We start from the raw sequence: 25,917 nt of genomic DNA, 5'->3' as shown, positions 1-25,917 counted from the left end.
CTCCATCGTTGTGATCTCCAAGGGAATAGCGCCTCCGCGACGCACTCCAGGCGATCCTCGCCATTCCTCTCGCGGCTTATCCGAATTATCGGACTCTCCTTTCCCCGTCGTTCTGCGACGACTCGTACTCGCCTTTCGATTCCTTCTCCACGAGCCGGTTAGCTTCTACTGCACTGCTGATCGGTCACCGACGACGGATAAGCATTCGGAGCCGCTCCCGTCTCCGGATGGCCGCCCGATCCTCACCGCACGCCCGGGGGAAGGGGCCCATCATCACTGCCGTCATCGACGCGACCACCCGTTCCCGATCCGTCCCCCCGGTCGGTCCCGGCCTGATCGTGCACGAGTGGGTCGAGCGCCGCGGAGGCGCCGAGCGCGTGCTCGAGGCGATGACCGAGGCCTTCGCCGACGCCGACGTCCGCGTCCTCTGGAGCGACTGCGCCGAGGTCGTCGGCAGGCCCGTCTCGGAGTCCTGGCTGGCGCGCACGCCGCTGCGCCGCCACAAGGTCCTCGCTCTGCCGGCGATGCTGCCCACGTGGAGGCTCCCGGTCGGCGCCTCCCGCGAGTGGGTGCTGGTCAGCTCGCACCTCTTCGCCCACCACGTCCGCACCAGCGGACCGACCCGCAAGCTCGTCTACGCGCACACCCCGGCCCGCTACATCTGGGAGCCCGACCGCGACGGCCGCGGCAGCAGCCTCGCCGCCCGCACCGCGAGCCTGCTCCTCAAGCCGATCGACCGCCTCCGCGCCGCCGAGGCCTCCTCCATCGCGGTGAACAGCCTCTTCACCGGGCAGCGGGTGCGCGACGCGTGGCACCAGCCGTCGAGGGTCATCTACCCGCCGGTGAACACCGAGCTGCTCTCGACGATCACCGACTGGCGCTCCCCGCTCGACGACGACGAGCTGCGCCTCCTCGACTCGCTCGCGCGGCCGTTCATTTTGGGCGCCTCGCGGTTCGTCCCCTACAAGCGCCTCGAGAAGGTCATGGACGCCGGAGCCCGCACCGGGCTGCCGGTCGTCATCGCCGGGCACGGCCCCTGGGAGGCGCGGCTCCGCGCCTACGCCGAGGAGATCCGGGCCGACGTGACCTTCGTCATCTCGCCCTCCGACCAGCTGATCCGCGCGCTCTACGCGCAGGCGCTCGTGTACGTCTTCCCCGCGGTCGAGGACTTCGGGATCATGCCCGTGGAGGCGATGGCCTGCGGGACGCCGGTCATCGGGACCGACATCGGCGGAGTGCGCGAGAGCGTGTCCCTCGCCGGCGGGGGCGTCATCGCCGACCTCGAGGGCGATCCCGACTGGAGCGACCTGCTGCGCCGTGCGCTCGCGCTCGACGTCGACTCCTTCCGGGCTCGCACCCGGGTCTTCTCGCGCCGGCGCTTCATCGCCGAGATCCAGGACTGGGTCGCCGAGCAGACCGCCTGACGACGGCGCTCCCCGCCGCGGGAGGCCGTCCGTGCGCGCGTCACCGTGCGTGCGGACGACCCTCCCGCGGAGGGATCAGAACAGGCCGCGCGGGGGCTCGATCGAGGCGAGGACGCCGGGAGCGGCGATCACGCTGAGGCGGCCGACCTCCTCCGGGGTCAGCTCGGGCAGGCGCTGCGCGAGGTCGAGGAAGCGCTCGATCTCGGACTCCTCGAGCACGTCGGCGGCGAGCGTGCGGAACTTCGACACGTACTGCTCGCGGCTGAACGGATGCGCGCCCAGCGGATGCGCGTCCGCCACCGCGATCTCGTCGACGATCGTCGTGCCGTCCGTCATCAGGATCTCGACGCGCGCGCCGAACGCCTTCTCGCCCGGATCGGTGGAGTGGTAGCGGCGCGTCCACTCCGCGTCCTCCTGCGTCGTGACCCGGTGCCAGAGCGCGATGGTGTCGGCGCGGGCGGCCCGCTCGGGGGCGTAGCTGTGCACGTGGTGCCAGGCGCCGTCCTGCAGCGCCACCGTGAAGATGTACGGCACGGAGTGGTCCAGCGTCTCGCGGGACGCGGCCGGGTCGTACTTCTGCGGGTCGTTCGCGCCCGAGCCGATCACGAAGTGCGTGTGGTGCGAGGTGTGCAGGACGATCCGCTCGACGCGCTCGGGATCGGCGGCCTCGGGGTGCGTGCGGTGCAGGCGGCGGGCGAGGTCGATCAGCGCCTGCGCCTGGTACTCGGCCGAGTGCTCCTTCGTGTACGTGTCGAGGATCGCGCGCTTGGCCTCGCCGCGGTCGGGCAGCGGGACGTCGTAGCTCGCGTCGGCGCCGTCGAGCATCCAGGCGATGACGCCGTCCTCGCCCTCGTAGATCGGCGACGGGCTGGTCTCGCCGCGCATAGCCCGGTCGACCGCCTCGATCGCCATCTTGCCCGCGAAGGCCGGCGCGTACGCCTTCCAGCTCGAGATCTCGCCCTTGCGCGACTGCCGCGTGGCGGTCGTCGTGTGCAGGGCCTGCGCGACGGCCTGCTCGATCGTCGCGACGTCGAGGCCGAGCAGCGTGCCGATCCCGGCGGCGGCCGAGGGGCCGAGGTGCGCGACGTGGTCGATCTTGTGCCGGTGCAGGCTGATCGCGCGCACCAGGTCGACCTGGACCTCGTAGCCGGTGACGATGCCGCGGACGAGCTGCGCCCCGCCGATGCCCGCGTGCTGGGCGACGGCGATCAGCGGAGGGATGTTGTCGCCCGGGTGCGAGTACTCGGCCGCCAGGAACGTGTCGTGGTAGTCGAGCTCGCGCACGGCGACTCCGTTGGCCCAGGCCGCCCACTCGGGCGAGACCCGGCGGGCCGGGTCGACGCCGAGGACGACCGAGCCCTGGCCGCCGATGGAGGCGGGGTGCGCGAGAGCCTGCGCGCGGGCGGCGACGACCGGGCGGCGCAGGAGCGACGCGGTGGCGACGGCGGCGTTGTCGATGACCCGGTTGACCACCATCTCGGCGACCTCGTCGTCGATCTCGACCGGATCGGCGGCGACCTCGGCGAGCGCGTGGGCGAGCTGCCCGTGTCGCGGGAGCTCCTCGTCGCTGCGGTGGACGCGGACGTGGTGTTCGTGCACGGGCGGCTCCTTCGTCTCTCCCCCAGGCTATCGCCCGCCTCCGGCCCCGGCCGCGCGGGCAGAATGGGCGGATGTCCTCCCCCACGCGCGTCGCGGCGCTCGACTGCGGCACCAACTCCCTCCGCCTGCTGATCGCCGACGTGGAGGGCGGCCGCCTCCGGGACGTCCAGCGCCGCACCGAGCTCGTGCGGCTGGGCCGCGGGGTCGACCGCACCGGCCGCTTCGACCCGGCCGCGCTCGAGCGGACCCTCGCCGTCACCCGTGAGTACGCGGCCGCCGCGCAGGAGGCCGGCGCCGAGAGCCTCCGCTTCGTCGCCACCTCGGCCACCCGCGACGCCGCCGACCGCGAGGACTTCCTCGCCGCCGTCGAGCGGATCCTCGGCGTCACCCCGGAGACGATCTCCGGCGAGGAGGAGGCGCGGCTCTCCTTCCGCGGCGCGGTCTCGGCCGTCGACTCCGCCCGGCCCGTGCTGGTCGTCGACCTCGGCGGCGGCTCGACCGAGCTCGTGCTCGGCGGAGCGGAGCCGGAGCAGGCGCACTCGATGGACGTCGGCAGCGTCCGCCTGACCGAGCGCCACCGCCGGGCCGCCGCACCGACGGAGGGCGAGCGCGCGGCGATCCGGGCGGACGTGCGCGCCGCGCTGGCCGCCTCCTCCGTCGACCTCTCGCAGGCCCGGAGCGTCGTCGGCGTCGCCGCGACCGTGCTCACGATCACCGCGCACGTCCTCCGCACCACCGACCGCGCTGCGCTCGAGACGTCCCTCCCCCTCTCCGACGTCCTCGCCGCCTGCGACGAGCTCGCCGCGCTGTCTCCGGAGGGGACGGCGGCCCTCCCCTGGGTCCGCCCGGGGCGCGAGGACGTGCTGGCGGCCGGCGCGCTGGTCTGGGGCGAGGTCCTCCGCGCGGTCCACGAGGCGTCGCCGGGCGTCGACCGGGTCCACTCGACCGCGCACGACATCCTCGACGGCATCGCGCTCGGCCTCGCCTGACGCCCGCGCGGGTCAGGCGGTGAGGGCGCTCCCGGAGTCGCGCGGGAGCCGGGCGGCGGCGGCGAGCGGCACGAGGGTCAGCACCGCGAGGGCGAGGAAGGCGACGCGGTACGGGACGAGGCCGGGCCCGATCGCGGTGCCGACGGCGAGCGCCACCGCGCCCACCGCGACTCCGAGGCCGGCCGCGATCTGCTGCGTGGTGGCGTTGAGGGTGTTCGCGCCCGACATCCCCTCCTGCGGGACCTCGGCGAACGTGACGGTGTTGTAGGCCGTGAAGCCCGCCGAGCGGGCCACTCCGCTCAGCACCAGCAGCGCGACCACGAGCGCCACCGGAGTCGCCGGCTCGAGGAACGCCATCGCCGCCATGCACGCCGCCCCGACCGCGCTCGCCGCGACCAGCACCCCGCGGAAGCCGAGGCGCCGCAGCAGCGGAGTCGTGGCCGGCTTGATCGCCAGGTTGCCGGCGAAGAGCGCCAGCACCACGGAGCCGGCCTGCACCGGGCTCCAGCCGAACGCGTCCTGGAACAGCAGCGGGAGCAGGAACGGCACCGCGTTCACGGTCGCCCGGTAGAGCGATCCGCTCGCGTTGGCGACCCGGAAGGTGCGGAAGCGGAAGGCGTCGAGCCGCACGAGCGGATGCTCGGCGCGGCGCAGGTGCCGCACAGCGAGCGCCGTCGCGGCCGCGCCGACGAGCAGCGGCGCCACCGCCCGCCCGTCGAGCTCGGAGCCGGTGAGGAGCCCCGCGGCTCCGACCAGCGCGCCGAGCCCGACCGCGACGAGCACCAGCCCCGTGACGTCGAGCGGGGGCGGCGCGCTCTCGGCGGTGGCGGGGACGATCCGGCGCGCGATCGCGAACGCGACGACCCCGAGGGGCAGGTTGATCAGGAAGATCCAGTGCCAGGAGGCGACGGTCGTGAGCAGCCCGCCGAGGAACGGCGCGATCACGGGGGCGACCAGTCCCGGCCAGACCAGGATCGCGATGGCGTGGATGATCCCCTCCCGCGGAGTCGCCCGCAGCACCGCGAGCCGGCCGACCGGCACCATCAGCGCGCCGCCGACGCCCTGCAGGACCCGGGCGCCGACCAGAAGCGGCAGCGTGGGGCTGAGCGCGCAGAGCAGGGAGGCGAGGGTGAAGACGGCGATCGCGCTGGTGAAGACGCGGCGCACGCCGAAGCGCTCGCTGAGCCAGCCCGAGGCCGGGATGAGGACGGCGACGGTGAGGAGGAACGCGGTGACGGTGATCGAGACCGCGGCGGAGTCGACGCCCAGGTCGGCGGCGATCGCGGGCGCGGCGGTCGTCACGATCGTGGCATCGAGGTTCTCCATGAAGAAGCAGCCGGCGACGAGCAGCGCGAGGGAGCGGTGGCGGGGGTCCGTGCTGTCCTCCTCGTCGTGGGGCTGTCGGCGGCGAGCGTAGCGCGGCGACGGCGCGGCCGCCGGACGGGTACCGTCGCAGCATGAGCGCTGCAGCCGAGACCAGGACGATCCAACTCCGACGCTACGAGCTGATGGACGGGGTGATGGACGACTTCCTCGCCTGGTTCCCCGAGCGGATCGTGCCGGCGCGCGAGGCCCACGGCTTCCGGATCGAGTTCGCCTACGCCGACCGCGAGGTGAACGAGTTCGTCTGGGCGGTCAGCACGGCCGGCGACGCCGACGCGTTCGCCGAGGTCGAGCGGGCGTACCTGGCCTCGCCCGAGCGCGACGCCGCCTTCGCGGGCGAGCCGAAGCGCGTCGCGGTGCAGCACGTGCGGCTGGTCGAGCGGATCGTCTGACCCGGGCGGCGTCCGAGCCGAGCGGCGTCCGACCCGGGCGCCGTCGTCTCCGGGGCGCCGCCGACTCCGGGCGCCGTCGGGTCCGGGCCCGTCAGCTCCGGGCGCGCCGCACGGCCGCGAGGACCCCGCGGACCACGAGCGTCCCGACCGCGATCGACCCGATCGCTCCGGTCAGGCGTGCCCAGACGTGCTTCGGCCGGTCGATCCCGGCGCGGTCGGCGGGCGAGGGGAGCGAGGCGGGCGCGAGCGTGCGGCCCGCGGCTCCCGCCTCGGCCATGTGGGCGAGCCGGCGCACGGCCTCGCGGTTGCGGATCCAGAGGAACGAGTGCATCAGCGGCTTCGGGACGAGCGTGCCCGGGCCCTTCACGGGCGCCTCGTGCATCCGCACCTTCGCGCCGCGCGCGTGCGGCTCGACCTCGACGCGCACCCGGGCCTCGCCGAGCGGCCAGCCGGCGGCCTGGATGACCATCCGGCGCGGCGGGTCCCACTCGAGGACCGTGGTGCGGTCGTCGATCACGAGCGGCCACAGGCCGAAGGAGTGGTGCAGCTGCGAGCCCACGTGCGGGAAGTCGGCGTCGACCTTCCGCATCCGCGACGCGCCGACGACCCAGCTCGGGAACAGCCAGCCGGAGGCGAGCACCGCGAAGACTGACTCGGGCGGGCAGTGGACGACGCGGGTGGTGCGGGACATCGCGGGCTCCTTCGAGTGGTGGTGGGGCGCGTGGCGGCGCCGTCCCTCAGCCTGGCAGGCCGGGGGCGGCGACGGGCGCAGCGCATCGGCGGCGGCTCAGGCCGGGTGCGCCTCCGGCGACAGGTCGGGCGACTCGCGCACCCCGAACTCGTGCCGCAGCGCGCTGCGGGCGGCGTGCCAGCCGGCCATGCCGTGCACGCCCGGCCCGGGCGGGGTGGACGAGGAGCAGAGGTAGAGCCCCTTCGCGGGCGTCCGCCACGGGTCGGTCGTGGGGACCGGGCGCGAGAGCAGCTGCGCGACGCTCGCGGCTCCGGCGGCGATGTCCCCGCCCAGGTAGTTCGGGTTGTAGGCCTGCATGTCGCGGGCGGTCATCGAGGAGGCGCCGATCACGCGGTCGCGGAACCCGGGGGCGAAGCGCTCGATCTGGGCGGTGATCGCCTCCTGCTGGTCGGCGGGCGAGTACCGGGGGACGTGCGTGTACGCCCAGAGGACGTGCTTGCCCTCGGGCGCCCGGGTCGGATCGACGATCGAGGGCTGCGCCACCAGCACGTAGGGGCTGCGGCTGTGCCGGCCGCGCTTCACGTCGCGCTCGGCGGCCGCGATCTCGGCGCGGCTGCCTCCGACGTGCAGCGTGCCCGCGCCGGCGAGCTCCGGGTTCGTCCACGGCACCGGCCCGTCGAGGGCGAAGTCGACCTTGGCCACGCCGTTGCCGTAGCGGAAGCGCTGGAGGGCCGCGGCGTACGCCGGGGGCAGCCGGTCCCCCGCCATCGCGAGCAGCGCCGTCGGCGTGCCGTCGACGAGCACGGCGCGGGCCGGGGGCAGCTCCGAGAGCGAGGTCACCTCGACGCCGGTCTCGATGGTGCCGCCGTGCGCCCGGAGGTCGTCGGCGAGCGCGTCGACGATCGACTGGCTGCCTCCGATCGGCACCGGCCAGCCGCGCGCGTGGGCGTAGGCGCCGAGCGCCAGGGCGGCCGCGGCCGTCGACGGGCTCGGCATCGGGCGGATCGAGTGCGCGGCGACCCCGGAGAACATCGCCGGGGCGACGTCCTCGCGGAAGCGCAGATTCCACACCGGGGTGCCCTGCTCGAGCACCCGCAGCCCGAAGCGGATCAGCACGCTCGGGTCCGTCGGGATCCGCAGCAGCGCGTCGTTGGTGAAGCCCGCGACGCGGTCGGCCCGCTCGGAGAGAGGTCCCATCAGGGCGCGCCACGCCGCTCCGTCGCGCCCCAGCGCCTCGACCGTGCGGTCGAGGTCGCGGTAGGCGATGCCCGCGCGGCCGCCGTCGAGAGGATGCGCGTACGAGATCTCGGGGACGACCAGCTCGATGCGCCGGTCGAGCCCGAAGGCGCGGAAGAAGCCGGACGCGAGCGCCATCGGGTGCACCGCCGAGCAGACGTCGTGGTGGAAGCCGGGCAGCGTCAGCTCCGCCGTGCGCGCGCCGCCGCCGATCGTCTCGTTGCGCTCGAGCACGGTGACCGAGAGCCCGGCCCGCGCGAGCGTGACCGCGGCGGCGAGGCCGTTGGGCCCCGCCCCGATGACGACGGCGTCGACCACGGTCACTTCCTCCGCAGGGCCGAGACGACGCCCGCGGCGCCGGCGGCGAGGGCCGCGGCGGCCCCCGCGTAGCTCAGGGCGCGGTGGCGGATCATCCAGATCTGGGGCGTCATGGTGTGCGCGCGGTCGCTGAAGAGGCCGCGGGCGCCGTGATCGCCGGGGACCGGCTCGTACACGTTGTTCGGGAGCATCGGCTCCGTCTTGTCGGGGGCCTGCTGACCGTCGAAGGCGCTGCGGGCGAGGTACCAGTCCATGAAGCGCCCGGCGAAGCGGTCGCCGAGGATGGTGCCCGCGGTCGGCTCGCCGACCCAGGTGCGGCGGCGCGGCTTGTCGGCCACGTCGGCGATCGCGATCGCGCCCACCTCGGGCTCGTAGATCGGCGGCACGGGCTGCGGGTGGTGCGGCAGCTGCGACTTCACCCAGTTGAACTGGATGGTGTTGAGCGCCGGCATGTCGACCTCGGACAGGCGCACGCGGCTCTTCGCGTGCAGCAGCTCCGCGGTGACGGCCTCGGTGAAGCCTCGGGCGCCGAACTTGGAGGCGCAGTACGCGGCCTGCAGCGGGATGCCCCGGTGCGCGAGGGCGGAGCCGACCTGGATGACGTGCCCGCGGTCGCGCGGGGTCATCCGGGAGAGGGCTGCGCGGGTGCCGTTGACGAAGCCGAAGAAGTTGACGCCCACGGCGCGCTCGAAGTCGGCGGGCTCGGTCGAGAGGAACTCGCCGAAGACGCCGACCATCGCGTCGTTGACCCACAGCTCGATCGGGCCGAGCTCGGCCTCGACCCGGTCGGCCGCCGACTCGACGGCCTCGCGGTCGGCCACGTCGGTCGGGATGCCCAGCCCGCGCCGGCCCTTCTGCTCGATCTCGGCCACCGTGGCCGCCAGTCCGTCCTCGCCGCGCGCCAGCACGGCGACGTCCCAGCCGCGGGAGGCGAGCTCGCGGACCGTGGCGCGTCCGAGCCCGGCCGTGCCGCCCGTGACGACGGCGACTCCGCGGCTCATGCGCGGGCCTCGCGGGAGGAGGTCTCGAGGCGGGGTTGCTGCGTCATGGTGCGGGCTCCTTCGTGAGGGCGCGGTGTGCGTCGGGAGTCCCACGCTAGGCGGGAGCGGCGGCGCGGCGCGCGGGGTTGCGCCCGATCGGTGGAGAGCTCGGTGGATCCGCGCCCGGGGAGGAGAATCGCTCCCGACAGCTCCCGGCTCTCCTCCAGAGACCGCCGCCAGACTGACGCCCGCCCGAGCACCCTCCGACCGGATCGACGCATGACCTCTCTCCTCGACCTGAGCCTCGTCTCCGGCCCCCTCGTCGTCGCCGTCTACGTGCTCGCGATCGGAGCGCTCCTCCTCCTGCTCGCCGCCCACGTCCGCGCTCCCCGCCGCGGGCGCTCCCGACGCGGCGGGATCGCCGTCGCGGTCCTCCTCCTGGGCCTGATCGGCGGCGCCGCCCTGGCCGCCCTCGTCGACGGGCCCGACGGCCCGTTCGGCGTCGACTTCACGCCGGTCACCCGGGTCGCGATCGGCCTCGGGATCGGCGGATTGGGCGTCGCCCTGGTCGTCCTCGGGCACGCGATCGCCCGCCGCCGCGCGCGGGGGGTTCTCGCATCGCTCGCGGCCGGAGTGCTCGTCGTCGCGGCGGCCGCGATGACCGTCAACATCGACTTCGGCCAGTACCCCACGGTGCGCAGCGCGCTCGGGATCAGCGCGTACTCCGACTCCTCCGTGCCGGTCGCCGCCGCGGACGGACCGCACTCGGACCTCGCGACCTGGACGGCCCCGGCCGGGATGCCCGCCGTCGGCTCGGTCTCGACGGTCGCCATCCCCGCCACCGCGTCGGGCTTCCCGGCCCGCGACGCCGTGGTCTACCTCCCGCCCGCGGCCCTCACCGCGACCCCGCCGCTGCTGCCGGTGATGATCATGCTCTCGGGGCAGCCGGGGTCGCCCTCCGATCCGCTCTCGACCGAGAAGTTCCAGCAGACCCTCGACGCCTACGCCGCCGCGCACGCCGGCCTCGCGCCGATCGTCGTGTCGCCCGACCAGCTGGGCGATCCGGACAGGAACCCGATGTGCGTCGACTCGCCGCTCGGGAAGTCGGCCACGTACCTCACCGTCGACGTCCCGAACTGGATCCGCGCCAACCTGCCCGTGCTCGGCGACGCGCAGCACTGGGCGATCGGCGGCCTCTCGCAGGGCGGGACCTGCTCGATCCAGCTCGGCGCCGGCCACCCGTCGCTCTTCGGCAACATCGTCGACGCCTCGGGCGAGCTCGCGCCGACCCTCGGCAGCGAGGCGGCGACGGTCGCGCAGGGGTTCGGCGGCGACCAGGCCGCCTACGAGGCCGCGAAGCCGGTGAACGTCCTCGCGGCGAACGCCCCCTACACCGGCACCGTCGCGATCTTCGGAGTCGGCGCCGAGGACACCTCGTTCCTCCCCGGAGCGAAGACCGTCTACGCCGCGGCCGTCGCCGCCGGCATGAGCGCCACCTACCTCGAGGTGCCGGACAGCGCCCACGACGTCACGGCGTGGTCGGCGACCTTCGACAAGGGCCTCGAGATCCTCGCCGACCGCTGGAAGCTCGTCCCCGCCTCCTGAACGGCTCCGCGCCTCAGGCGCTCTCGACCAGCCGGACCGCCGCCTCGATCCCGCCGCTCCACGGCGCTCCGTGGCCCGGCACCACCCAGCGCGCCCCGGTGGGCAGGAGCGCCCGGAGCGACGCGAGCGCCTGCTCCGGCTCGTCGGTGAAGGGCGCGGGCTGCGGACCCGTGCGGCCGGTGAGCACGTGGCGGGTGGTCAGCCCGTCGCCGACGAAGACCGCGTCGGCCAGCGGCACGTGCACGGCGATGCTCCCCGGGGAGTGGCCCGGGAGCGCGATCACGCGGGGAGCGCCCGGCAGGTCGAGCGTCTGCCCGTCGTGCACCTCGACGACCTCGGTGAGCGGCGGGACCGTCGCGATGCCCTTCCGCAGCGCGTAGGCCGCGAAGCCGAGGAGCGGCAGGACGCGCAGCCGCGGTGTCGCGGTCCTCGGCTTCGCCCCGCCCTTCGCCCGCTCGGCGTCGGCGGCGTGCACGTGGACCGGCACGCCGTGGTCGCGGCGCAGGCGCTCGGCGAAGCCCACGTGGTCGGAGTCGCCGTGGGTCAGCACGACGCCGCGCACGTCGTCGAGGGTGCGGCCCATCGCGCGCAGCTCGGCCAGGAGCTCCGGCCAGAGACCGGGCAGGCCGGCGTCGATGAGCGTGACGCCCTCGTCGGTGTGGACGAGGTGGACGGCGACGATGTCGGTGCCGATGCGGCGCAGGTGGGGTCCGAGTTCCATGATGGCTACGCTAGTTAGCCATCATGGCTACTGTCAATAGCTATACTCGGCGCATGCCCACTCCCGACCGCACCTCCCTCGAGGCGATCGTGCGCGCCGCCGGCGAGCTCCTCGAGCGCGACGGGCTCGCCGGGGTCACGATGCAGGCCGTCGCACAGAGCGTCGGAGTCCGCGCCCCCTCCCTCTACAAGCGCGTCGAGGGACGCGAGACGCTGATCCGCCTCGTCGCCGCGGACGCCCTGACCGTGCTCGCCGACCGCCTCGCCGACGCCCCGGACGCCGCCGCGCTCGCCGACCGCCTCCGCGCCTTCGGCCACGAGCGGCCGGCCGCGTTCCTCCTCGTGATGGCCCCCGCTCCCGGCACGCCCGTCACCGCCCAGGAGTACCGCGACGCGGCGAGCGCCCGCCTGCTGGACCTCACCGCGCAGCTGGCGGGCGAGGAGGACGCCCTCGAGGCGGCGCGCACGCTGACCGCCTGGGCGACGGGGTTCATCGGGATGGAGATCACCGGCGCCTTCACCCTCGGCGGCGACGTGGAGAGCGCCTGGCGCTTCGGGCTGGGGCGGATCGTCTCCGCCCTCGCTCCGGCCGCGTCGCGCTGAGCGCCGCCGCTCAGGCCCGGCGGAGCGCCGCCTCGTCCTCGAGGAACCGCGGACGGCACGCGACGATCCCGCTGACCAGCAGCACCGCCACTCCGGCGAACAGCAGCGCGTACGCGCCGCTCCAGTCCCCCTGCGCCTCGTAGAGCACGCCGATCAGCAGCGGACCGAGGCAGGCGAGCCCGTAGCCGAGCCCCTGCGTGGCGCCGGAGAGGGTCGAGGAGCCGGTGGTCGTCCGCGTCCGCGCGTTCACGAGCGTCAGCGTCATCGGGAACGTGCTGACGCCGAGCCCGAGGCAGACCACCCACGCCACGGCACCCTCCAGCGGAGCGACGACGAGGCCCGCGTAGCCGACGGCGAGCAGCACGCAGCACACCACCACGACCACGACCGGGTTGCGCATCCCGAGAGTCAGCGGCGGCACCACGAAGGCGGCGGCGAGGCCGAACACCGAGAACAGCGCCAGCAGCGCCCCGCCCTGCGCCGGATCCGCGCCCGCGTCGACGAGGATCGTCGGCAGCCAGGTGATGATCCCGTAGGTGTGCAGACCGGTCACCCCGAGCATCAGCACCATCGCCCAGAGCAGCGGCGTGCGCCACGCCCCGTCCACGCGGCCGCCGGCGGCGGCCGGAGCCGCCCCGCCTCCTCCGCGGGCCGCGAGCGCCGCCCAGAGCAGGCAGGCCGCGGCCGTCATCACGGCCCAGATCCCGATCGCCCAGCGCCACCCCGCCGTCGAGGCCAGCGGCACCGCGACCAGCGGAGCGACGAACTGGCCCACCTGCAGCAGCGCCAGGTAGAGCGAGCTGACCGTCTTGATCCGCTCGGCGAAGTACCGCTTCACGATCGGCACGATGAGCACGTTCGTGGTGCCCACGCCCGCGAAGGCGACGACGGTCGAGAGCACCAGAGCGACCGGGCTCGGGCTGAGCGCGCGGAGGGCGATGCCCAGTGTGGTCACCAGCGTCGCGATCGCGAGCGTGCGCTCCAGGCCGATCCGGCGCGAGACGGCCGCGGCGACGAAGCCGAAGACGGCGAAGGAGGCGGTGACGATCGTCCCCAGCGCCCCGTAGAGCGAGGGCCCGAAGCCGAGATCGGCGCCGATCGTGTCGAGCAGCGGGCTGAAGCCGGTGACGGCGGTGCGGAGGTTCAGCGCGGTGATCGCGATGGCGGCGAGGGCCAGGAGGGCGGTGGCGCGGAGCATCGGTGCTGCGGTCATGGAGTCCCCGAGAGATAGGATGATGGGATGAATCCTGGCGAGTCTAGCCCCGCGGCGCCGTTCCAGCGCGAGAGCGTGATCGACCACGTCACGGCGCTGTTCCACGAGGAGATCCGCTCCGGCCGCTGGGCCGTCGGCGAGCGGATCCCGGTGGAGGCCGAGCTCGCCCGCTGGACCGGCGCCGGACGCAACTCCGTCCGCGAGGCCGTCCAGGCCCTCGTGCAGGCGGGCCTCGTGCGGCGGGAGCAGGGGCGCGGCACGTTCGTCACCGCGCGCTCGCAGCTCGCCGAATCGCTGCGCCGCCGCATCCCGAGCGCCGCCCGCCGGGAGGGCCTCGAGCTGCGGTTCGCGATCGACGGGGCGACGGCCGCGCTGGCGGCCGAGCGCCGCACCGGGGAGGACGTCGCCTCCCTCCGCGCCCTGCTGGCCCGCCGGGCCCGCTCGTGGGAGGCGCCGGAGCTCGCCGAGCGGATCGCCGCGGACACCGCGCTGCACCGGGCCGTCGTCGTCGCGACCCACAACGACCTGTTCGTCGAGCTCTACGACGGCCTCACCGGCATGTTCGAGTCGGTGCTGGAGGAGGACGTCGTCGGCGAGGAGGACGTGCACGCCCGGCAGCACGCCGAGCTGGTCGAGGCGATCGCCGCAGGCGACGCCGAGGGGGCGCGGCGCCGGATCGAGGAGCTGCTCGCGCCGCTGCTGGCCGAGGCGCAGCAGGGCGGCGGCTGAGGGGGATGCTCCGAGGCGGGCGGCGGGCGGCACGCGCTCACGGCCGGCGTCGTGCCGCCCGGCGAGCGGGATCCGATGAGAGGGATCAGCCCCGCGGACGACGGGTCGACCAGAGCGCCCACGCCACCAGCAGCGGCTGGAACGCGAGGCGCACGGCGCGCTTGCGGTCGGTGTCGAGGCCGAAGGCGCTCGTCCGCGTCACCCACTGCGAGACGTTGCCCGGGAAGATCGCGGTGAAGAAGGCGGCGGCCGCGGCTCCGACCAGCGGCGCCCGTCGGCGCGCGAGCACCAGCGAGGCGCCCAGGCCGATCTCGACCACGCCCGAGGCGAGCACGACCGCGTCCTTGTCCAGCGGCACCCACTCGGGCACCTGCGCCTGGAACTCCTCCCGCTTGCGGGTGAGGTGGCTCACCCCCGCGAAGAGGAGGGCGGAGCCGAGGAGCACCTTGGCGCCGGTGCGGAGGAGGGACGGGGAGGAGGATGTCATGCCCTCCATCGTTCCCGATGCGGGCCGCCGTCGCCGCCGTGGCGCGGCCACTGCGCACGAACGTGCCGGTGTCGGAGGCGGCGCCTAGTCTGATCGCGTGACTGACCGCATCCTCGTCCTCACCACCGGTGGCACCGTCGACAAGGAGTACTCGCTCGCGGGCGAGCTCGAGATCGGCGCCCCGATGGTGCCGCGCCTGCTCGCCCCGGTGCTCACCACGCTCGAGTTCCGCGTCGAGGAGGTCCTCGCCAAGGACAGCCTCGAGCTCGACGACGCCGATCGGGCCCTCATCCGCGAGCGGGTGCTCGCCGCCGAGGAGGATCGGATCGTCCTCACCCACGGCACCGACACGATGACCGCGACGGCCGAGGCCCTCGGCGTCGTCCGCGATCGGGTGGTCGTCCTCACCGGCGCGATGCAGCCCGCACGGATGCTCGACAGCGATGCCGCGTTCAACCTCGGCACCGCGGTGGCCGCCGTGCAGCTGCTGCCGCCGGGCGTCTACCTCGCGATGAGCGGGCGGGTGCTGCCCGCCGGCTCCGTGGTGAAGGACCGGTCGATCGGCGTGTTCCTCCCGGCCTGAGCCGGACCAGGATCGACGGTCGCCCGCGGACGGGCTCCCGGCCGGACCGGCCTCAGGCCTCGGCGAGCTCCGTGGTGCAGGCCGCGCAGAGCCCGAAGACGTCCACGACGTGGTGCGCGTCCGTGAATCCGTTCTGCGACGCGACCGAGCGCGCCCACTCCTCGACCTCGTCGGCCGCGATCTCGACCGTCAGCCCGCAGCGGCGGCAGATCAGGTGGTGGTGGTGCGTCCCCGGCGTGCAGGCGCGGTAGAGGCTCTCGCCCTCGGGCGACTGCAGCGAGTCGGCCTCGCCCTCAACGGCCAGGTCCGAGAGCGCGCGGTAGACCGTCGCGAGCCCGATCGGCGAGCCGGAGGCGTGCAGCGCACTGTGCAGGCCCTGGGCGCTGACGAAGTCCTCGCGACGCCCGAGGGCCTCGCGCACCGCCTCGCGCTGCCACGTGTTGCGCTTGACCACTGGACCACCTCCACTCCGCACGTCCCGGGCCACGCTACCGCCCCCCGCCGACGGCGAGCCGGGAGCGCCGGACGCCCTTCCGGCCGATGATCCGGCAGACCGCGTAGATCGCGAACGAGATCGTCGTCACGTAGGGGCTGATCGGGATCGATCCGCCCAGCGCGAGCAGGATGCCGCCCACCAGCGCGCCGACGGCGAAGAGCACGCTCAGCAGCGGCACGACCACCGGCGAGGCGGAGAGGCGCAGCGCCGCGGCCGCCGGCGTCACCAGGATCGCGAGCACGAGCAGCGAGCCGACGATCTGCACCGAGACGGCGACCGCGAGGCCGAGCAGGAGCATGAACGCGATCGAGAGCGCCCGGGTGGGGATGCCGCGCGCGGCCGCCACGTCGGCGTCGACGCTCGCGAAGGTGAGGGGGCGCCAGATCAGCGCGAGACCGACGAGGACGACCACCGAGATGCCGATCAGCCACCCGAGCTGCGGGTCGTCGACCGCGACGATCTGACCCGTGAGCAGGCCGAACTTGTTCGCGCTGCGGCCCGGGTAGAGGGCCAGGCAGAGGATGCCGATGCCGAGTCCGAACGGCATCAGCACCGCGATGATCGAGTTGCGGTCGCGGGCGCGCGAGCCGAGCACGCCGATCAGGACCGCCGCGATCAGCGAGCCGACGATCGATCCCTCGACGACGCCGACGCCCAGCAGCAGCCCCGCGGACGCCCCCGCGAACGAGAGCTCGCTGATGCCGTGGACCGCGAAGGCCATGTCGCGCGACATCACGAAGACGCCGATGAGCCCGCCGACCACTCCGAGGACCGCGCCGGCGATCACCGAGTTCATCAGGAGCGACAGCAGCGCTCCGTAGTCCGAGAAGTCGAAGATCTGCGACCAGACGTCCGTCACGACTGCCCCTCCTCGTGCTCGTGCACGTGCGAGTGGTCGGGGGCGCCGACCACGATGACCCGGCCCCGGGCGCGGATCACGTCGACGGGTGCATCGTAGAGCTCGCTGAGCACCTCCGAGCGCAGGACCTCGTCGGGGGTGCCGATCCGGAACCGGCCGCCGGCGAGGTAGAGCACGCGGTCCACCATGCCGAGCACCGGATTCACGTCGTGCGTGACGAAGAGGACGCCGAGGTTCCGCTCAAGGCGGTGCCGGTCGATCAGCTCGCTGACCGCGCGCTGGTGGGCGAGGTCGAGCGCGATCAGCGGCTCGTCGCAGAGCAGGAGCGCCGGGTCGCCCGCGAGCGCCTGGCCGACGCGGACGCGCTGCTGCTCGCCGCCGGACAGGCTGCCGATGGGGGCGTCGGCGAAGGCGGTGGCGCCGACGGCCTCGAGCAGCGCGTCGACGGCCGCGCGCCGGGAGCGGGAGGGCAGGGGCAGGCCGAACCGGTGGCCGTCGATCCCGAGCCCGAGCAGATCGCGCGCGCGCAGCGGCGTGCCCTCGTCGGCGAGCCTCTGCTGCGGGATGTAGCCGATGCGCCGGTTGCCGCGGTGCACGGGCTCGCCGAGCACCTGCAGCTCCCCCGCGCTCAGCTGCTGCTGGCCGAGCACCGCGCGCAGGAGGCTCGTCTTGCCGGAGCCGTTCGCGCCGAGCACCGCGACGAACTCGCCGGCGCGCACGTCGAGGTCGACGCCGCTCCACAGCTCGCGGTCGCCGAAGCGGAGGCCGGCGCCGCGCAGCCGCAGCACGGACGCCGAAGGGCCCGCCTCCGGGGAGACGGGCCTGGTCGGGGAGTCGTGGCTCACTGGGAGAGGGCTCCCTCGATCGCGTCGAGGTTGGCGGTCATCCAGCCGATGTAGTCGTCGCCCTCGGGCAGCGTCTCGGTGACGGGGACGGCCGGGATCCCGGCGGCCTTCGCGGCGTCGAGCACCGCGTCCGTCTGCGCGCCCTCGGTCTGCTCGTTGTAGATCAGCGCGTCGACGGCCTCGCCGGAGAACAGGGCGAGCGTCTCCTGGAGCGTGGTCGCGGGGACGTCGGTGCCCTCCTCGACCGCCTCGCTGAAGGCCTCGGGAGTCGCGTCGGTCAGGCCGAGCGCATCGGTCATGTACAGCGGGACGGGCTCGGTGATCGCGATGGAGCGGCCGGAGAGCGCGCCCTTCAGCTCGCCCTCGCGGGCGATCAGGGCGTCGAGCCCCTCGTCGAGGGTGGCGAGATTGGCGGAGTAGGCGGAGGCGTTGTCGGGGTCGAGCGCGGCGAGCTCGTCGCCGATCCGCCCCGCGACCTCCTTCATCACCGAGAGGTCGTACCAGACGTGCTCGTTGAACTCCGCGTGCTCGTGCCCGCCCTCCGACTCCTCCTCCTCCGCGTGGTCGTGGACGTCCTCCAGGCCGGCGATCACGGTGGCCGTGATGACGGGGGCCTCGGTGCCGGCCGCGCTGATCATGGTGTCGAGGAAGTGGTCGTAGCCGCCGCCGTTCTCGATCACGAGGGTCGCGCCGGACACGGCGAGCTGGTCGCGGGCGGTGGCCTCGTACTCGTGCGGGTCCTTGTCCGGGCTGTCGATGATGCTGGTCACCTCGACCAGGTCGCCGCCGATGCTCGAGACGAGGTCGCCGTAGACGTTCGTCGACGCGACGACCTTCACGGGCCCGCCCGCGGCGGCGGCGGCGGAGCTGTCGGAGGCGCTGCCCGCTCCGGAGCAGCCGCTCAGGGCGAGCGCGGTGCCGCCGAGGAGGGCGGTGAGGGCGAGGAGGCGGGTCTTCACGGTGAGCCGATCTGGGTCAGGGGCCGGGCGGGTGCCCCCACGCTAACGGCTATTGATAACGATTGTCAAAATCGTGCGGAGGCGCCCGCCGGTCATCCGCGGACACACGCGGACACGGGGCGACATACGCCTCGCTCCGGACACCTCGCCCCTGGCACAGTCGCTGCACACCGCCCCCGACGAGACGAGGACACCGTGACCACCACCGCACCCACGACCGCCGGCGCCGACGCCGCGACGACGATCGACGCCGCCGCCGAGCACTGGTCGGCCGCACCCCGGCCCGACTCCCCTGACGCCTGGCTCGTCCGCGCCGAGGAGGTCGCCGCCGTGCTCGCGACCGACGCCCTCGAGCGCGACCGCGCCGGCGCCGCCCCCTTCGCCGAGGTCGCCCTGCTCAAGGCGGCCGGCCTCGTCACGCTGCTCGGGCCCGCCGAGCACGGCGGCGGTGCCCAGGAGTGGACCACCGCCCTCCGCGTCGTCCGCACCGTCGCGCGCGGCGACGGCTCGATCGGCCAGCTGCTCGGCTACCACTACCTCTGGGCCTGGGCGGCCCGCCTCGTGGGGACCCCTGAGCAGATCATCGCGGTCGAGCAGCTCGCGACCGAGGGGGACCTCCTCTACGGAGGCGCGGTGAACCCGCGCGACTCCGACCTCACCGTGCGGGAGGAGGGCGACGAGCTGGTCTTCACCGGCCGCAAGTCGTTCTCGACCGGCGGCGTGGTCAGCGACCTGACCGTGCTCGAGGGGGTGCTCGAGGGGACGGACACCCACCTCTTCGCGATCGTCCCCACCGATCAGGAGGGGATCGTCTTCGGCCGCGACTGGGACAGCCTCGGCCAGCGGCTCACCGAGTCCGGCTCCGTCGAGATCCGCGGCGTCCGCGTGCCGTGGGCGGCCGCGGCCGGCTTCGTCGACAGGGTCTACCGTCCGCTCGTCTACAACACCCTCAACGTGCCCGTCATCCAGCAGGTCTTCGCCGAGTTCTACCTCGGCATCGCGCAGGGAGCTCTCGAGCGCGCGGCGCAGTACACCCGCGAGCGCACCCGGGCCTGGCCGTACGGCGGCGACGACAAGGAGCGCGCCGGCGACGAGTGGTACGTGCTCGAGGGATACGGCGACCTGCAGTCCCGGCTCTGGGCCGACGAGGCGCTGATCGACGCGACGGGGGCCGCGCTCTCGGCCGCGCTGCACGCTCCGCGCGAGGAGCTGACGCCTCGGCGCCGCGGCGAGATCGCCGTGCGGATCGCCGCGGCCAAGGCGCGGATCGTGGAGGACGGCCTCGCGACGGCGACCCGCGTCTTCGAGCTGACCGGCGCCCGCGCCTCCGCGAGCTCGGTCGGACTCGACCTCTACTGGCGGAACCTCCGCACCCACTCCCTGCACGATCCGCTGCCCTACAAGCGCCGCGAGGTCGGCGTCTTCGCCCTGCTCGACACCGTCCCCGAGCCCAGCTGGTACACCTGATCGGCCGCGGGGCGCGTCCTGCTCCGGCGGCGCGCCCCGCCCGCACGCCGCCCCGGCGTCGATCCGCGACAGGCCGGAGCGGAGCCCCGGGGTAGCGTGAGGGCCGAGCGGAGGGAGGACCGTGGCCGTCACGCTGCACGACGTCGCCCGCGCCGCCGACGTCTCGATCAAGACCGTCTCGAACGTGATCAACGATTATCCGCACGTGCGCCCGGCCACCCGCTCCCGGGTGCAGGCGGCCATCGCGCAACTGGGCTACCGCCCCAACCTCTCCGCGCGGAGCCTGCGCCGCGGCCGCACCGGCGTGATCGGCCTCGCCCTGCCGGAGCTGAGCCTCCCCTACTTCGCCGAGCTCGCCGACAGCGTGATGCGCGCCGCCGACGAGCGCGGCCTGACGGTGCTGATCGAGCAGACCGGCGGCGACCCCGAGCGCGAGCGGAGCGTCCTGGCGAGCGAGCGCCGGCAGCTCACCGACGGCCTGCTCTTCAGCCCGCTGGGCCTCGCCGACGAGGACGCGCTCGCGGTCGGCTTCCCCCTGGTGCTGCTCGGCGAGCGGATCTTCACCGGGCTGGTCGACCACGTCACCATGCAGAACACCGCGGCGGCGCACGCGGCCACCGCGCACCTGCTCGCCTCCGGAAGGCGCCGGATCGTGGCGCTCGGGACCCACCCCGACGCCGCCGTCAGCTCGGCGTCGCTCCGCCTCGAGGGCTACCGCGCCGCGCTCGCCGAGGCCGGCATCGCCTACGACGAGCGGATGATCGGCGTCTCGGGCCCGTGGCGGCGCTCCGGCGGCGCCGAGGCGATGCGCCGCGTGCTCGCCTCCGGGCTCGACTTCGACGCCGTGTTCGCACTCAACGACACCCTCGCGCTCGGCGCGGTCCGCGCGCTCCAGGAGGCGGGGGTCCGCGTGCCCGAGGAGGTGGCGGTGATCGGCTTCGACGACATCGACGAGGCGGGCTACTCCTCCCCCAGCCTCTCCACCGTGGACTCGGGGCGCGACGAGATCGCGCGCACCGCGGTCGAGGTGCTGCAGGCCCGGATCGAGGGCACCCGCACCGGCCCCGGGACGCTTTACGAGGCGGCGTTCACCGTGGTCGCCCGGGAGTCGACCGCGGGCCGGCCGATCGCGGAGGACCCGGCCGTCGGACGGGCGTCGGCCGGGGCCTAGGCGCAGGTCCCGCTGCCGCAGATCTCGCGGCGGATCCACGCTCCCGCGTCCGCGACGGCCAGCTCGCCGCAGCGGAGGAGCCGGCTCCACTCCACGGCCCGCGTCGTCAGCCGGTCGTCGGCCGAGCCGCGGACGTCGCCGCCGACGGTGCGGAGGAACAGGTGCGCGAGCGGGCCGCCGAGGTACAGCGTGGCGCCCGCGACGCCGGCGAAGTGGCGGGCCTGGCCGCGGGTGCCGTCGTCGTAGGGGCGGCGGAAGCCCTTCCCCCGGACCCGGTTGCGGCCGCCGTGCGCCAGGTCGAGGGCGCCGAGCGGGGCACTGCGGATGCCGGCGACGTCCTTCGCGACGGCCGCGAGGAACGCCCGCGGGCGGGGATGCGACGCCGCGAGGGCGTCGGCGCGGTCGGCGAGCTCGGAGCAGGCGTCGGTGACGGCATCGGAGGAGGGCACCCGCCCAGTCGAGCACAGGTGCGCTGAGCGGCGGCGGGGAGACGCGACGCCCGAAGAGGTCTGCCGCCGTCGGCAGCGGCGAGCAGCGAGGCAGGAGGGGCCCGTGCCGCTCTTGACAGCGGCCGAGCCGGGGCGGACCATCGTGTACAACGTTAGAAAGACCGCTCGCCGCCGAGCCCGCTGCGGGAGCCCGAAGCCCGAAAGGCCCTCATGACCGACGCCCCCGCCGCCACCGCGCGCATCAGCCTCGACCCCGCCGCGGTCGTCGCCCCCGTCACTCCGCGCCTCTTCGGCTCGTTCGTCGAGCACCTCGGCCGCTGCGTGTACGACGGCATCTACGAGCCCGGCCACCCCGCCTCGAACGAGGACGGGTTCCGCCTCGACGTGGTCGAGCTGGTCAAGGAGCTGGGCACCACGACGATCCGCTACCCCGGCGGCAACTTCGTCTCGGGCTACCGCTGGGAGGACGGCGTCGGCCCGCGCTCCGAGCGCCCCCGCCGCCGCGACCTGGCCTGGCACTCGCTCGAGACCAACGAGGTCGGGCTGGACGATTTCGCGAAGTGGGCGGAGCTGACCGGCAGCGAGATCATGTACGCCGTCAACCTCGGCACCCGCGGCGTCCTCGAGGCGCTCGACGTCCTCGAGTACGCCAACGGACCGGCCGGCACCGCTCTCGCCGACCAGCGCATCGCCAACGGCGGGACCGAGCCCTACGACATCCGCATGTGGTGCCTCGGGAACGAGATGGACGGCCCCTGGCAGGTCGGCCACATGAGCGCTGACGACTACGGCAAGCTCGCCTCCCGCACCGCCAAGGCCCTCAAGATCGCCGACCCCTCGCTCGAGCTGGTCGTCTGCGGCTCGTCGAGCTCGTCGATGCCGACCTTCGGCGAGTGGGAGCGCGTGGTCCTCGAGCACGCGTACGACGACGTCGAGTACGTCTCGTGCCACGCCTACTACCAGGAGTACGACGGAGACCTCGGCTCCTTCCTCGCCTCCTCCCTCGACATGGAGTACTTCATCGCCACCGTCGCGGCGACCGTGGACCACGTGAAGTTCAAGCTCAAGAAGACGAAGGACATCAAGCTCTCCTTCGACGAGTGGAACGTCTGGTACCTCGAGGAGTGGCAGGCGAAGGAGAAGGCCGACGCCGAGGGCGACCAGAGCACCCGCGAGTGGGCCTACGCCCCGCGCCTGCTCGAGGACGTCTACTCCGTCGCCGACGCCGTCGTCCTCGGCAACCTGATGATCACGCTGCTGAAGAACTCCGACCGGGTCACCTCCGCCTCCCTCGCGCAGCTCGTCAACGTGATCGCGCCGATCATGACCGAGCCGGGCGGAGCCGCGTGGCGCCAGACCACGTTCTTCCCGTTCTCGACCACCGCGCGCCTGGCCTCCGGCTCGGTGCTGCGCCCCCGGATCGACGCGGGGACCTACTCGACCGCCCGTCACGGCGACGCTCCGCTCATCGACTCCGTCGCCACCGTCGACGAGGGCCGCGCGGCCGTCTTCCTGGTGAACCGCTCGCAGACGGAGCCGATCGAGGTCACCGTCGACGTCAGCGGCCTCGGAGTCTCGAGCATCGCGGAGGCGGTGGCCCTGTTCGACGAGGACCCCTACGCGAAGAACACGCGTGACGACCAGGACCGCGTGCGCCTGCGCGAGGCCCCGGCGACGCTCGAGGACGGCGTGCTGACGCTGACCCTCCCGCCCGTCTCGTGGACGGCGGTCGCGCTCACGGCGTAGCGGCGCCCCACCCGCGGGACCGCGTCCGGCCTCCCGGAGCCGCGCGGACCCGCGGGTCCCGTCGGGAACCGTCCCGGCTCAGGCCGCGGGCCGCAGCGGGGAGGAGGCGCTCGAGCTGGTCCGCGAGGTCGTCCGCCACCCCCACGAGTACGTGGCGGGGATCGGGCTCGACAACCTCGAGACGGCGGGTCCGCCCGAGCGCTTCGCCGACGCCTACCGCCTCGCCGGGGAGGCCGGCCTGGGCCGGACCGCCCACTCCTCCGAGCACGCCCCGACCGCGGCCAACACGACGACCTGCCTCGATCTGCTGGGCTGCGACCGGATCGACCACGGCTACTTCGTCCTCGAGGACCCCGCCGTCGTCGAGCGCGTCCGCGAGCAGGGCGTGGTGTTCACCGTCGCCTCGACGACCTCGCGCCGCTCCTGGCGGCCCTGGCGGCGCGCGTCCATCCGGGCGATGCTGGACGCGGGACTGCGGGTCGTACCGTGCTCCGACGATCCCGGGATGTTCCCGACCACGCTCGCCGACGAGTACCGCCTCGCCGCCGGCCCGATCGGCGCGACCGCCGGTCAGCTGCGCGAGATGGCGCTCACCGGAGCGGAGGCCTCCTGGCTGCCCGCCGCCGAGAAGGAGAGTCTGCGCGCGTCGTTCGCCGCGGAGCTGGACGCGCTGGACGCGGAGTTCGGGCTCGTCTGAGGCCCGGGACGCGACGGGCTCCCCGCCCTGACAGAGTGGACGGATGAGCCCCCTCCCCGATCCCCTGGCCTTCGACCTCGAGGCGCTGCGCCGGGAGGTGCTGCCGGACGACGGGGGCGAGGTCGACGACAGCATCCCCGCGCTCGCGGACGCCGACCCGGGTCTGTGCGCGATCGCGCTCGTCCTGCCCGACGGGTCCGTCCGCGCGAGCGCCGACGCGGAGTCGCGGTTCAGCATCCAGTCGGCCGTGAAGCCGTTCCTGTTCGCGCTCGCGCTCCTCGACACCGGCGGTGACGCGCTCGACCGCGTCGGCACCGAGCCCACCGGCGAGGCCTTCGACGCCCTCAAGCTCGAGAGCGGCACCGGGCGCCCGCCGAACCCGATGGTCAACGCGGGAGCGCTGCTGACCGCCGCCCTGGTCGACGGCGGCGACGCCGACGGCCGGAGCGAGCGGATCCTCCGCGGCCTCTCCGCCTTCGCCGGCCGCCCGCTCTCCGTCGACGAGAGCGTCGCCGCCGACGAGCACCTCCTCGGCGACCGGAACCACGCCCTCGCGCACCTGATGCGCGCGGAGGGCACCCTGCACCGCAGCGCCGACGACGCCGTCTCCGCGTACGCCCGGGCGTGCGCCGTGCTGGTCGACGTCCGCGACCTGGCCGCGATGGGCGCGACGCTCGCGTTCGGCGGCGTGCACCCGGGGACCGGCGAGCGGGTCGTGCCGGCCTCGGTCGCCCGCGACGTGGTCGCGGTCATGGCGACGTGCGGCGTCTACGACGGCTCGGGCCGCTGGATGCGCGCGGTCGGCGTCCCCGCCAAGTCGAGCGTCTCGGGCGCCCTCGTCCTCTCCGCTCCCGGTCGCCTCGGCGCCGCCGTCGTCAGCCCGCCGCTGGACCCCCAGGGCACCAGCGTCCGCGGCGCCCGCGTCGCCGCCCGCCTGAGCGACGCCCTCGCCCTCCACCACCGAGCCGGGCGAGGGCTCTGGAGCCGCGCTCGTCGGCTACGGCACCGCCGGCGGACACGTCCAGACCCGCCGCCGCCGACCGGGCGCCACCGCCTCGGCCGCCGCGCCCGCCGCCCGCCCGACGGCCCCGGCCCGGCCCGCCTCCGTGCCGGCCGCCGCCGCGCTCCCCGTCATCGCGAAGCCGCCGATCCGCAAGCTCGCGAAGGACCTCGACGTCGACCTCCTCGAGGTGCAGGCCACCGGCCTCGCCGGCGAGGTCACCCGCGACGACGTCATCCGCCACGCCTCCCAGGCCAGCGTCTTCCGCAACATCCAGACCCCCGCCTGGGGCGACGACCGCGAGGAGCGGATCCCCGTGCGCGGCGTCCGCAAGGCGATCGCCGCCGCGATGTCGACGAGCGCGTTCACCGCGCCCCACGTCAGCGTCTTCGTCGACGTCGACGCGACCCGCACCATGGAGTTCGTCAAGCGCCTCAAGAACTCGCCCGACTTCGCCGGCGTCAAGGTCTCGCCGCTGCTCATCATGGCCAAGGCCATCATCTGGGCCGTCCGCCGCAACCCCACCGTCAACTCCGCCTGGACCGACACCGAGATCGTCGTCCGCCACTACGTCAACCTCGGCATCGCCGCGGCCACCCCGCGCGGACTGCTCGTCCCCAACGTCAAGGACGCCCAGTCGATGAGCCTCCTCGAACTGGCCCAGGCCCTCGAGAAGCTCACCCTCGACGCCCGCGACGGCAAGACCACCGCCGCCGACATGCAGAACGGCACCATCACCATCACCAACATCGGCGTCTTCGGGATGGACACGGGCACCCCGATCCTGAACCCCGGCGAAGTCGCGATCATCGCCCTCGGCACGATCAAGCAGAAGCCCTGGGTCGTCGACGGCGAGGTCCGCCCCCGCTTCGTCACCACGGTCGGCGGCTCCTTCGACCACCGCGTCGTCGACGGCGACGTGGTCAGCCGCTTCGTCGCCGACGTCGCCAGCGTGCTGGAGGAACCGGCGCTGCTGCTCGACTGAGCGGATTCCTCCTTCGTCGTCATCCGCTCCGCGGTCGGCTGTACGAGGTGGGGGCGTGTCGTGGAGCGGGGAGCGTACCGCTACGGCGAATCGCTGGAACGCGATTCGGCGGTGAGCTGGGCGGTGCTCGATCGGGCGGATTCCTCCTTCGTCGTCATCCGCTCCGCGGTCGGCTGTACGAGGTGGGGCGTTTCGTGGAGCGGGGAGCGTACCGCTACGGCGAATCGCTGGAACGCGATTCGGCGGTGAGCTGGGCGGTGCTCGATCGGGCGGATTCCTCCTTCGTCGTCA

At 74.2% G+C, this 25,917-nt stretch carries 25 protein-coding genes and 2 pseudogenes; 13 read left to right on the top strand and 14 right to left on the bottom strand.

Annotated features, from left to right (window positions below; genetic code table 11):
* The first annotated feature begins 227 nt into the window (after window positions 1–227).
* Window positions 228–1,424, top strand: coding sequence for a glycosyltransferase (locus C5D36_RS14065; RefSeq protein WP_104269539.1), 1,197 nt, complete (start codon window positions 228–230; stop codon window positions 1,422–1,424).
* Window positions 1,425–1,499: 75 nt separating this feature from the next.
* On the opposite strand, the gene C5D36_RS14060 is transcribed toward C5D36_RS14065, so the two are convergent.
* On the bottom strand, window positions 1,500–3,023 hold the full coding sequence (locus tag C5D36_RS14060; RefSeq protein ID WP_104251037.1) for an MmgE/PrpD family protein: 1,524 nt from the start codon (window positions 3,021–3,023) through the stop codon (window positions 1,500–1,502).
* Window positions 3,024–3,094: 71 nt separating this feature from the next.
* Between C5D36_RS14060 and C5D36_RS14055 the strand changes: the two genes are divergently transcribed.
* Complete coding sequence (locus C5D36_RS14055) at window positions 3,095–4,012, top strand: exopolyphosphatase (protein WP_104296050.1); 918 nt, start codon at window positions 3,095–3,097, stop codon at window positions 4,010–4,012.
* Window positions 4,013–4,024: 12 nt separating this feature from the next.
* On the opposite strand, the gene C5D36_RS14050 is transcribed toward C5D36_RS14055, so the two are convergent.
* Entirely contained in the window at window positions 4,025–5,338 is a 1,314-nt protein-coding gene (locus C5D36_RS14050) for an MFS transporter (RefSeq protein WP_104296049.1), read from the bottom strand.
* Between the two features lie 131 nt (window positions 5,339–5,469).
* Between C5D36_RS14050 and C5D36_RS14045 the strand changes: the two genes are divergently transcribed.
* Window positions 5,470–5,787 (top strand): NIPSNAP family protein, encoded by a 318-nt coding sequence (locus tag C5D36_RS14045; protein ID WP_104224531.1) that lies wholly within the window; start codon window positions 5,470–5,472, stop codon window positions 5,785–5,787.
* A gap of 91 nt (window positions 5,788–5,878) precedes the next feature.
* Here C5D36_RS14045 and C5D36_RS14040 read toward each other — a convergent pair whose 3' ends face one another.
* From C5D36_RS14040 to C5D36_RS14030, 3 genes are all read right to left on the bottom strand, one after another.
* Complete coding sequence (locus tag C5D36_RS14040; protein WP_104233566.1) at window positions 5,879–6,478, bottom strand: SRPBCC domain-containing protein; 600 nt, start codon at window positions 6,476–6,478, stop codon at window positions 5,879–5,881.
* A 96-nt stretch (window positions 6,479–6,574) separates the two neighbouring features.
* Window positions 6,575–8,032 (bottom strand): phytoene desaturase family protein, encoded by a 1,458-nt coding sequence (locus C5D36_RS14035; protein ID WP_374953782.1) that lies wholly within the window; start codon window positions 8,030–8,032, stop codon window positions 6,575–6,577.
* Between the two features lie 2 nt (window positions 8,033–8,034).
* Window positions 8,035–9,033, bottom strand: coding sequence for an SDR family oxidoreductase (locus C5D36_RS14030; protein ID WP_104233564.1), 999 nt, complete (start codon window positions 9,031–9,033; stop codon window positions 8,035–8,037).
* Between the two features lie 258 nt (window positions 9,034–9,291).
* On the opposite strand from C5D36_RS14030, the gene C5D36_RS14025 reads away from it, so the two are divergent.
* Complete coding sequence (locus tag C5D36_RS14025; RefSeq protein ID WP_104296048.1) at window positions 9,292–10,617, top strand: esterase family protein; 1,326 nt, start codon at window positions 9,292–9,294, stop codon at window positions 10,615–10,617.
* A gap of 13 nt (window positions 10,618–10,630) precedes the next feature.
* Here C5D36_RS14025 and C5D36_RS14020 read toward each other — a convergent pair whose 3' ends face one another.
* Window positions 10,631–11,338, bottom strand: coding sequence for an MBL fold metallo-hydrolase (locus C5D36_RS14020; RefSeq protein WP_104251043.1), 708 nt, complete (start codon window positions 11,336–11,338; stop codon window positions 10,631–10,633).
* A 53-nt stretch (window positions 11,339–11,391) separates the two neighbouring features.
* Between C5D36_RS14020 and C5D36_RS14015 the strand changes: the two genes are divergently transcribed.
* Entirely contained in the window at window positions 11,392–11,940 is a 549-nt protein-coding gene (locus C5D36_RS14015; protein ID WP_104267833.1) for a TetR/AcrR family transcriptional regulator, read from the top strand.
* Window positions 11,941–11,950: 10 nt separating this feature from the next.
* Here C5D36_RS14015 and C5D36_RS14010 read toward each other — a convergent pair whose 3' ends face one another.
* The gene (locus C5D36_RS14010; RefSeq protein ID WP_104296047.1) at window positions 11,951–13,153 is read right to left on the bottom strand and encodes an MFS transporter; all 1,203 of its coding nucleotides are present in this window, start codon (window positions 13,151–13,153) and stop codon (window positions 11,951–11,953) included.
* Window positions 13,154–13,180: 27 nt separating this feature from the next.
* Between C5D36_RS14010 and C5D36_RS14005 the strand changes: the two genes are divergently transcribed.
* The gene (locus C5D36_RS14005) at window positions 13,181–13,882 is read left to right on the top strand and encodes a FadR/GntR family transcriptional regulator (RefSeq protein ID WP_104227223.1); all 702 of its coding nucleotides are present in this window, start codon (window positions 13,181–13,183) and stop codon (window positions 13,880–13,882) included.
* Window positions 13,883–13,967: 85 nt separating this feature from the next.
* Here the strand turns inward: C5D36_RS14005 and C5D36_RS14000 are convergent, their stop codons facing one another.
* Window positions 13,968–14,369: a hypothetical protein gene (locus C5D36_RS14000; RefSeq protein WP_104224540.1), complete on the bottom strand. Its 402-nt coding sequence runs from the start codon at window positions 14,367–14,369 to the stop codon at window positions 13,968–13,970.
* A gap of 97 nt (window positions 14,370–14,466) precedes the next feature.
* On the opposite strand from C5D36_RS14000, the gene C5D36_RS13995 reads away from it, so the two are divergent.
* Complete coding sequence (locus C5D36_RS13995; protein ID WP_104224541.1) at window positions 14,467–14,952, top strand: asparaginase domain-containing protein; 486 nt, start codon at window positions 14,467–14,469, stop codon at window positions 14,950–14,952.
* 52 nt (window positions 14,953–15,004) lie between these two features.
* Here C5D36_RS13995 and C5D36_RS13990 read toward each other — a convergent pair whose 3' ends face one another.
* The 4 genes from C5D36_RS13990 to C5D36_RS13975 are packed head-to-tail and all read right to left on the bottom strand — an operon-like array spanning window position 15,005 to window position 18,111.
* Entirely contained in the window at window positions 15,005–15,406 is a 402-nt protein-coding gene (locus C5D36_RS13990; RefSeq protein WP_104296046.1) for a Fur family transcriptional regulator, read from the bottom strand.
* 34 nt (window positions 15,407–15,440) lie between these two features.
* Entirely contained in the window at window positions 15,441–16,244 is an 804-nt protein-coding gene (locus C5D36_RS13985) for a metal ABC transporter permease (RefSeq protein WP_104224551.1), read from the bottom strand.
* A gap of 59 nt (window positions 16,245–16,303) precedes the next feature.
* Window positions 16,304–17,152 (bottom strand): metal ABC transporter ATP-binding protein, encoded by an 849-nt coding sequence (locus tag C5D36_RS13980; RefSeq protein WP_104296045.1) that lies wholly within the window; start codon window positions 17,150–17,152, stop codon window positions 16,304–16,306.
* Window positions 17,149–18,111, bottom strand: a complete 963-nt coding sequence (locus tag C5D36_RS13975) for a metal ABC transporter solute-binding protein, Zn/Mn family (protein WP_104296044.1) — start codon at window positions 18,109–18,111, stop codon at window positions 17,149–17,151. The genes C5D36_RS13980 and C5D36_RS13975 overlap by 4 nt, the downstream gene beginning before the upstream one ends.
* A 195-nt stretch (window positions 18,112–18,306) precedes the next feature.
* Between C5D36_RS13975 and C5D36_RS13970 the strand changes: the two genes are divergently transcribed.
* Both C5D36_RS13970 and C5D36_RS13965 read left to right on the top strand, forming a co-directional pair.
* Complete coding sequence (locus C5D36_RS13970; RefSeq protein WP_258062949.1) at window positions 18,307–19,578, top strand: acyl-CoA dehydrogenase family protein; 1,272 nt, start codon at window positions 18,307–18,309, stop codon at window positions 19,576–19,578.
* A 121-nt stretch (window positions 19,579–19,699) separates the two neighbouring features.
* Window positions 19,700–20,749, top strand: a complete 1,050-nt coding sequence (locus C5D36_RS13965) for a LacI family DNA-binding transcriptional regulator (protein WP_104296043.1) — start codon at window positions 19,700–19,702, stop codon at window positions 20,747–20,749.
* Here the strand turns inward: C5D36_RS13965 and C5D36_RS13960 are convergent.
* Window positions 20,746–21,198 (bottom strand): hypothetical protein, encoded by a 453-nt coding sequence (locus C5D36_RS13960; RefSeq protein ID WP_104296042.1) that lies wholly within the window; start codon window positions 21,196–21,198, stop codon window positions 20,746–20,748. The two genes, C5D36_RS13965 and C5D36_RS13960, sit on opposite strands and share 4 nt — an antisense overlap.
* A 210-nt stretch (window positions 21,199–21,408) precedes the next feature.
* Between C5D36_RS13960 and C5D36_RS13955 the strand changes: the two genes are divergently transcribed.
* From C5D36_RS13955 to C5D36_RS13940, 4 genes and pseudogenes are all read left to right on the top strand, one after another.
* A complete protein-coding gene (locus tag C5D36_RS13955) occupies window positions 21,409–22,944 on the top strand; it encodes an alpha-N-arabinofuranosidase (protein WP_104233557.1) in 1,536 nt (511 codons plus the stop codon).
* A gap of 115 nt (window positions 22,945–23,059) precedes the next feature.
* Complete coding sequence (locus C5D36_RS13950; RefSeq protein WP_104296041.1) at window positions 23,060–23,641, top strand: hypothetical protein; 582 nt, start codon at window positions 23,060–23,062, stop codon at window positions 23,639–23,641.
* Window positions 23,642–23,684: 43 nt separating this feature from the next.
* Window positions 23,685–24,539: pseudogene (locus C5D36_RS13945) on the top strand (glutaminase); the annotation flags it as partial.
* A gap of 79 nt (window positions 24,540–24,618) precedes the next feature.
* Window positions 24,619–25,626, top strand: a pseudogene (locus C5D36_RS13940) (dihydrolipoamide acetyltransferase family protein); the annotation flags it as partial.
* Window positions 25,627–25,706: 80 nt separating this feature from the next.
* On the opposite strand, the gene C5D36_RS17050 reads toward C5D36_RS13940, so the two are convergent.
* Window positions 25,707–25,917 (bottom strand): hypothetical protein (locus C5D36_RS17050; protein ID WP_219812604.1); only part of this gene is annotated, 211 nt, incomplete at its 5' end.

Source organism: Rathayibacter sp. AY1C6 (genome assembly GCF_002931535.1).
Classification (GTDB): Bacteria; Actinomycetota; Actinomycetes; order Actinomycetales; family Microbacteriaceae; genus Rathayibacter.
This window is presented reverse-complemented; position numbering and strand designations above follow the sequence as displayed.

Excerpts from the sequence above, each read along its gene's own strand:
- C5D36_RS14065 (WP_104269539.1), top strand. The coding sequence starts at position 228 with ATGGCCGCCCGATCCTCACCGCACGCCCGGGGGAAGGGGCCCATCATC.
- C5D36_RS14055 (WP_104296050.1), top strand. The coding sequence starts at position 3,095 with ATGTCCTCCCCCACGCGCGTCGCGGCGCTCGACTGCGGCACCAACTCC.
- C5D36_RS14050 (WP_104296049.1), bottom strand. The coding sequence starts at position 5,338 with ATGGAGAACCTCGATGCCACGATCGTGACGACCGCCGCGCCCGCGATC.
- C5D36_RS14045 (WP_104224531.1), top strand. The coding sequence starts at position 5,470 with ATGAGCGCTGCAGCCGAGACCAGGACGATCCAACTCCGACGCTACGAG.
- C5D36_RS14040 (WP_104233566.1), bottom strand. The coding sequence starts at position 6,478 with ATGTCCCGCACCACCCGCGTCGTCCACTGCCCGCCCGAGTCAGTCTTC.
- C5D36_RS14030 (WP_104233564.1), bottom strand. The coding sequence starts at position 9,033 with ATGAGCCGCGGAGTCGCCGTCGTCACGGGCGGCACGGCCGGGCTCGGA.
- C5D36_RS14025 (WP_104296048.1), top strand. The coding sequence starts at position 9,292 with ATGACCTCTCTCCTCGACCTGAGCCTCGTCTCCGGCCCCCTCGTCGTC.
- C5D36_RS14020 (WP_104251043.1), bottom strand. The coding sequence starts at position 11,338 with ATGGAACTCGGACCCCACCTGCGCCGCATCGGCACCGACATCGTCGCC.
- C5D36_RS14015 (WP_104267833.1), top strand. The coding sequence starts at position 11,392 with ATGCCCACTCCCGACCGCACCTCCCTCGAGGCGATCGTGCGCGCCGCC.
- C5D36_RS14010 (WP_104296047.1), bottom strand. The coding sequence starts at position 13,153 with ATGACCGCAGCACCGATGCTCCGCGCCACCGCCCTCCTGGCCCTCGCC.
- C5D36_RS14005 (WP_104227223.1), top strand. The coding sequence starts at position 13,181 with ATGAATCCTGGCGAGTCTAGCCCCGCGGCGCCGTTCCAGCGCGAGAGC.
- C5D36_RS14000 (WP_104224540.1), bottom strand. The coding sequence starts at position 14,369 with ATGACATCCTCCTCCCCGTCCCTCCTCCGCACCGGCGCCAAGGTGCTC.
- C5D36_RS13985 (WP_104224551.1), bottom strand. The coding sequence starts at position 16,244 with ATGAACTCGGTGATCGCCGGCGCGGTCCTCGGAGTGGTCGGCGGGCTC.
- C5D36_RS13955 (WP_104233557.1), top strand. The coding sequence starts at position 21,409 with ATGACCGACGCCCCCGCCGCCACCGCGCGCATCAGCCTCGACCCCGCC.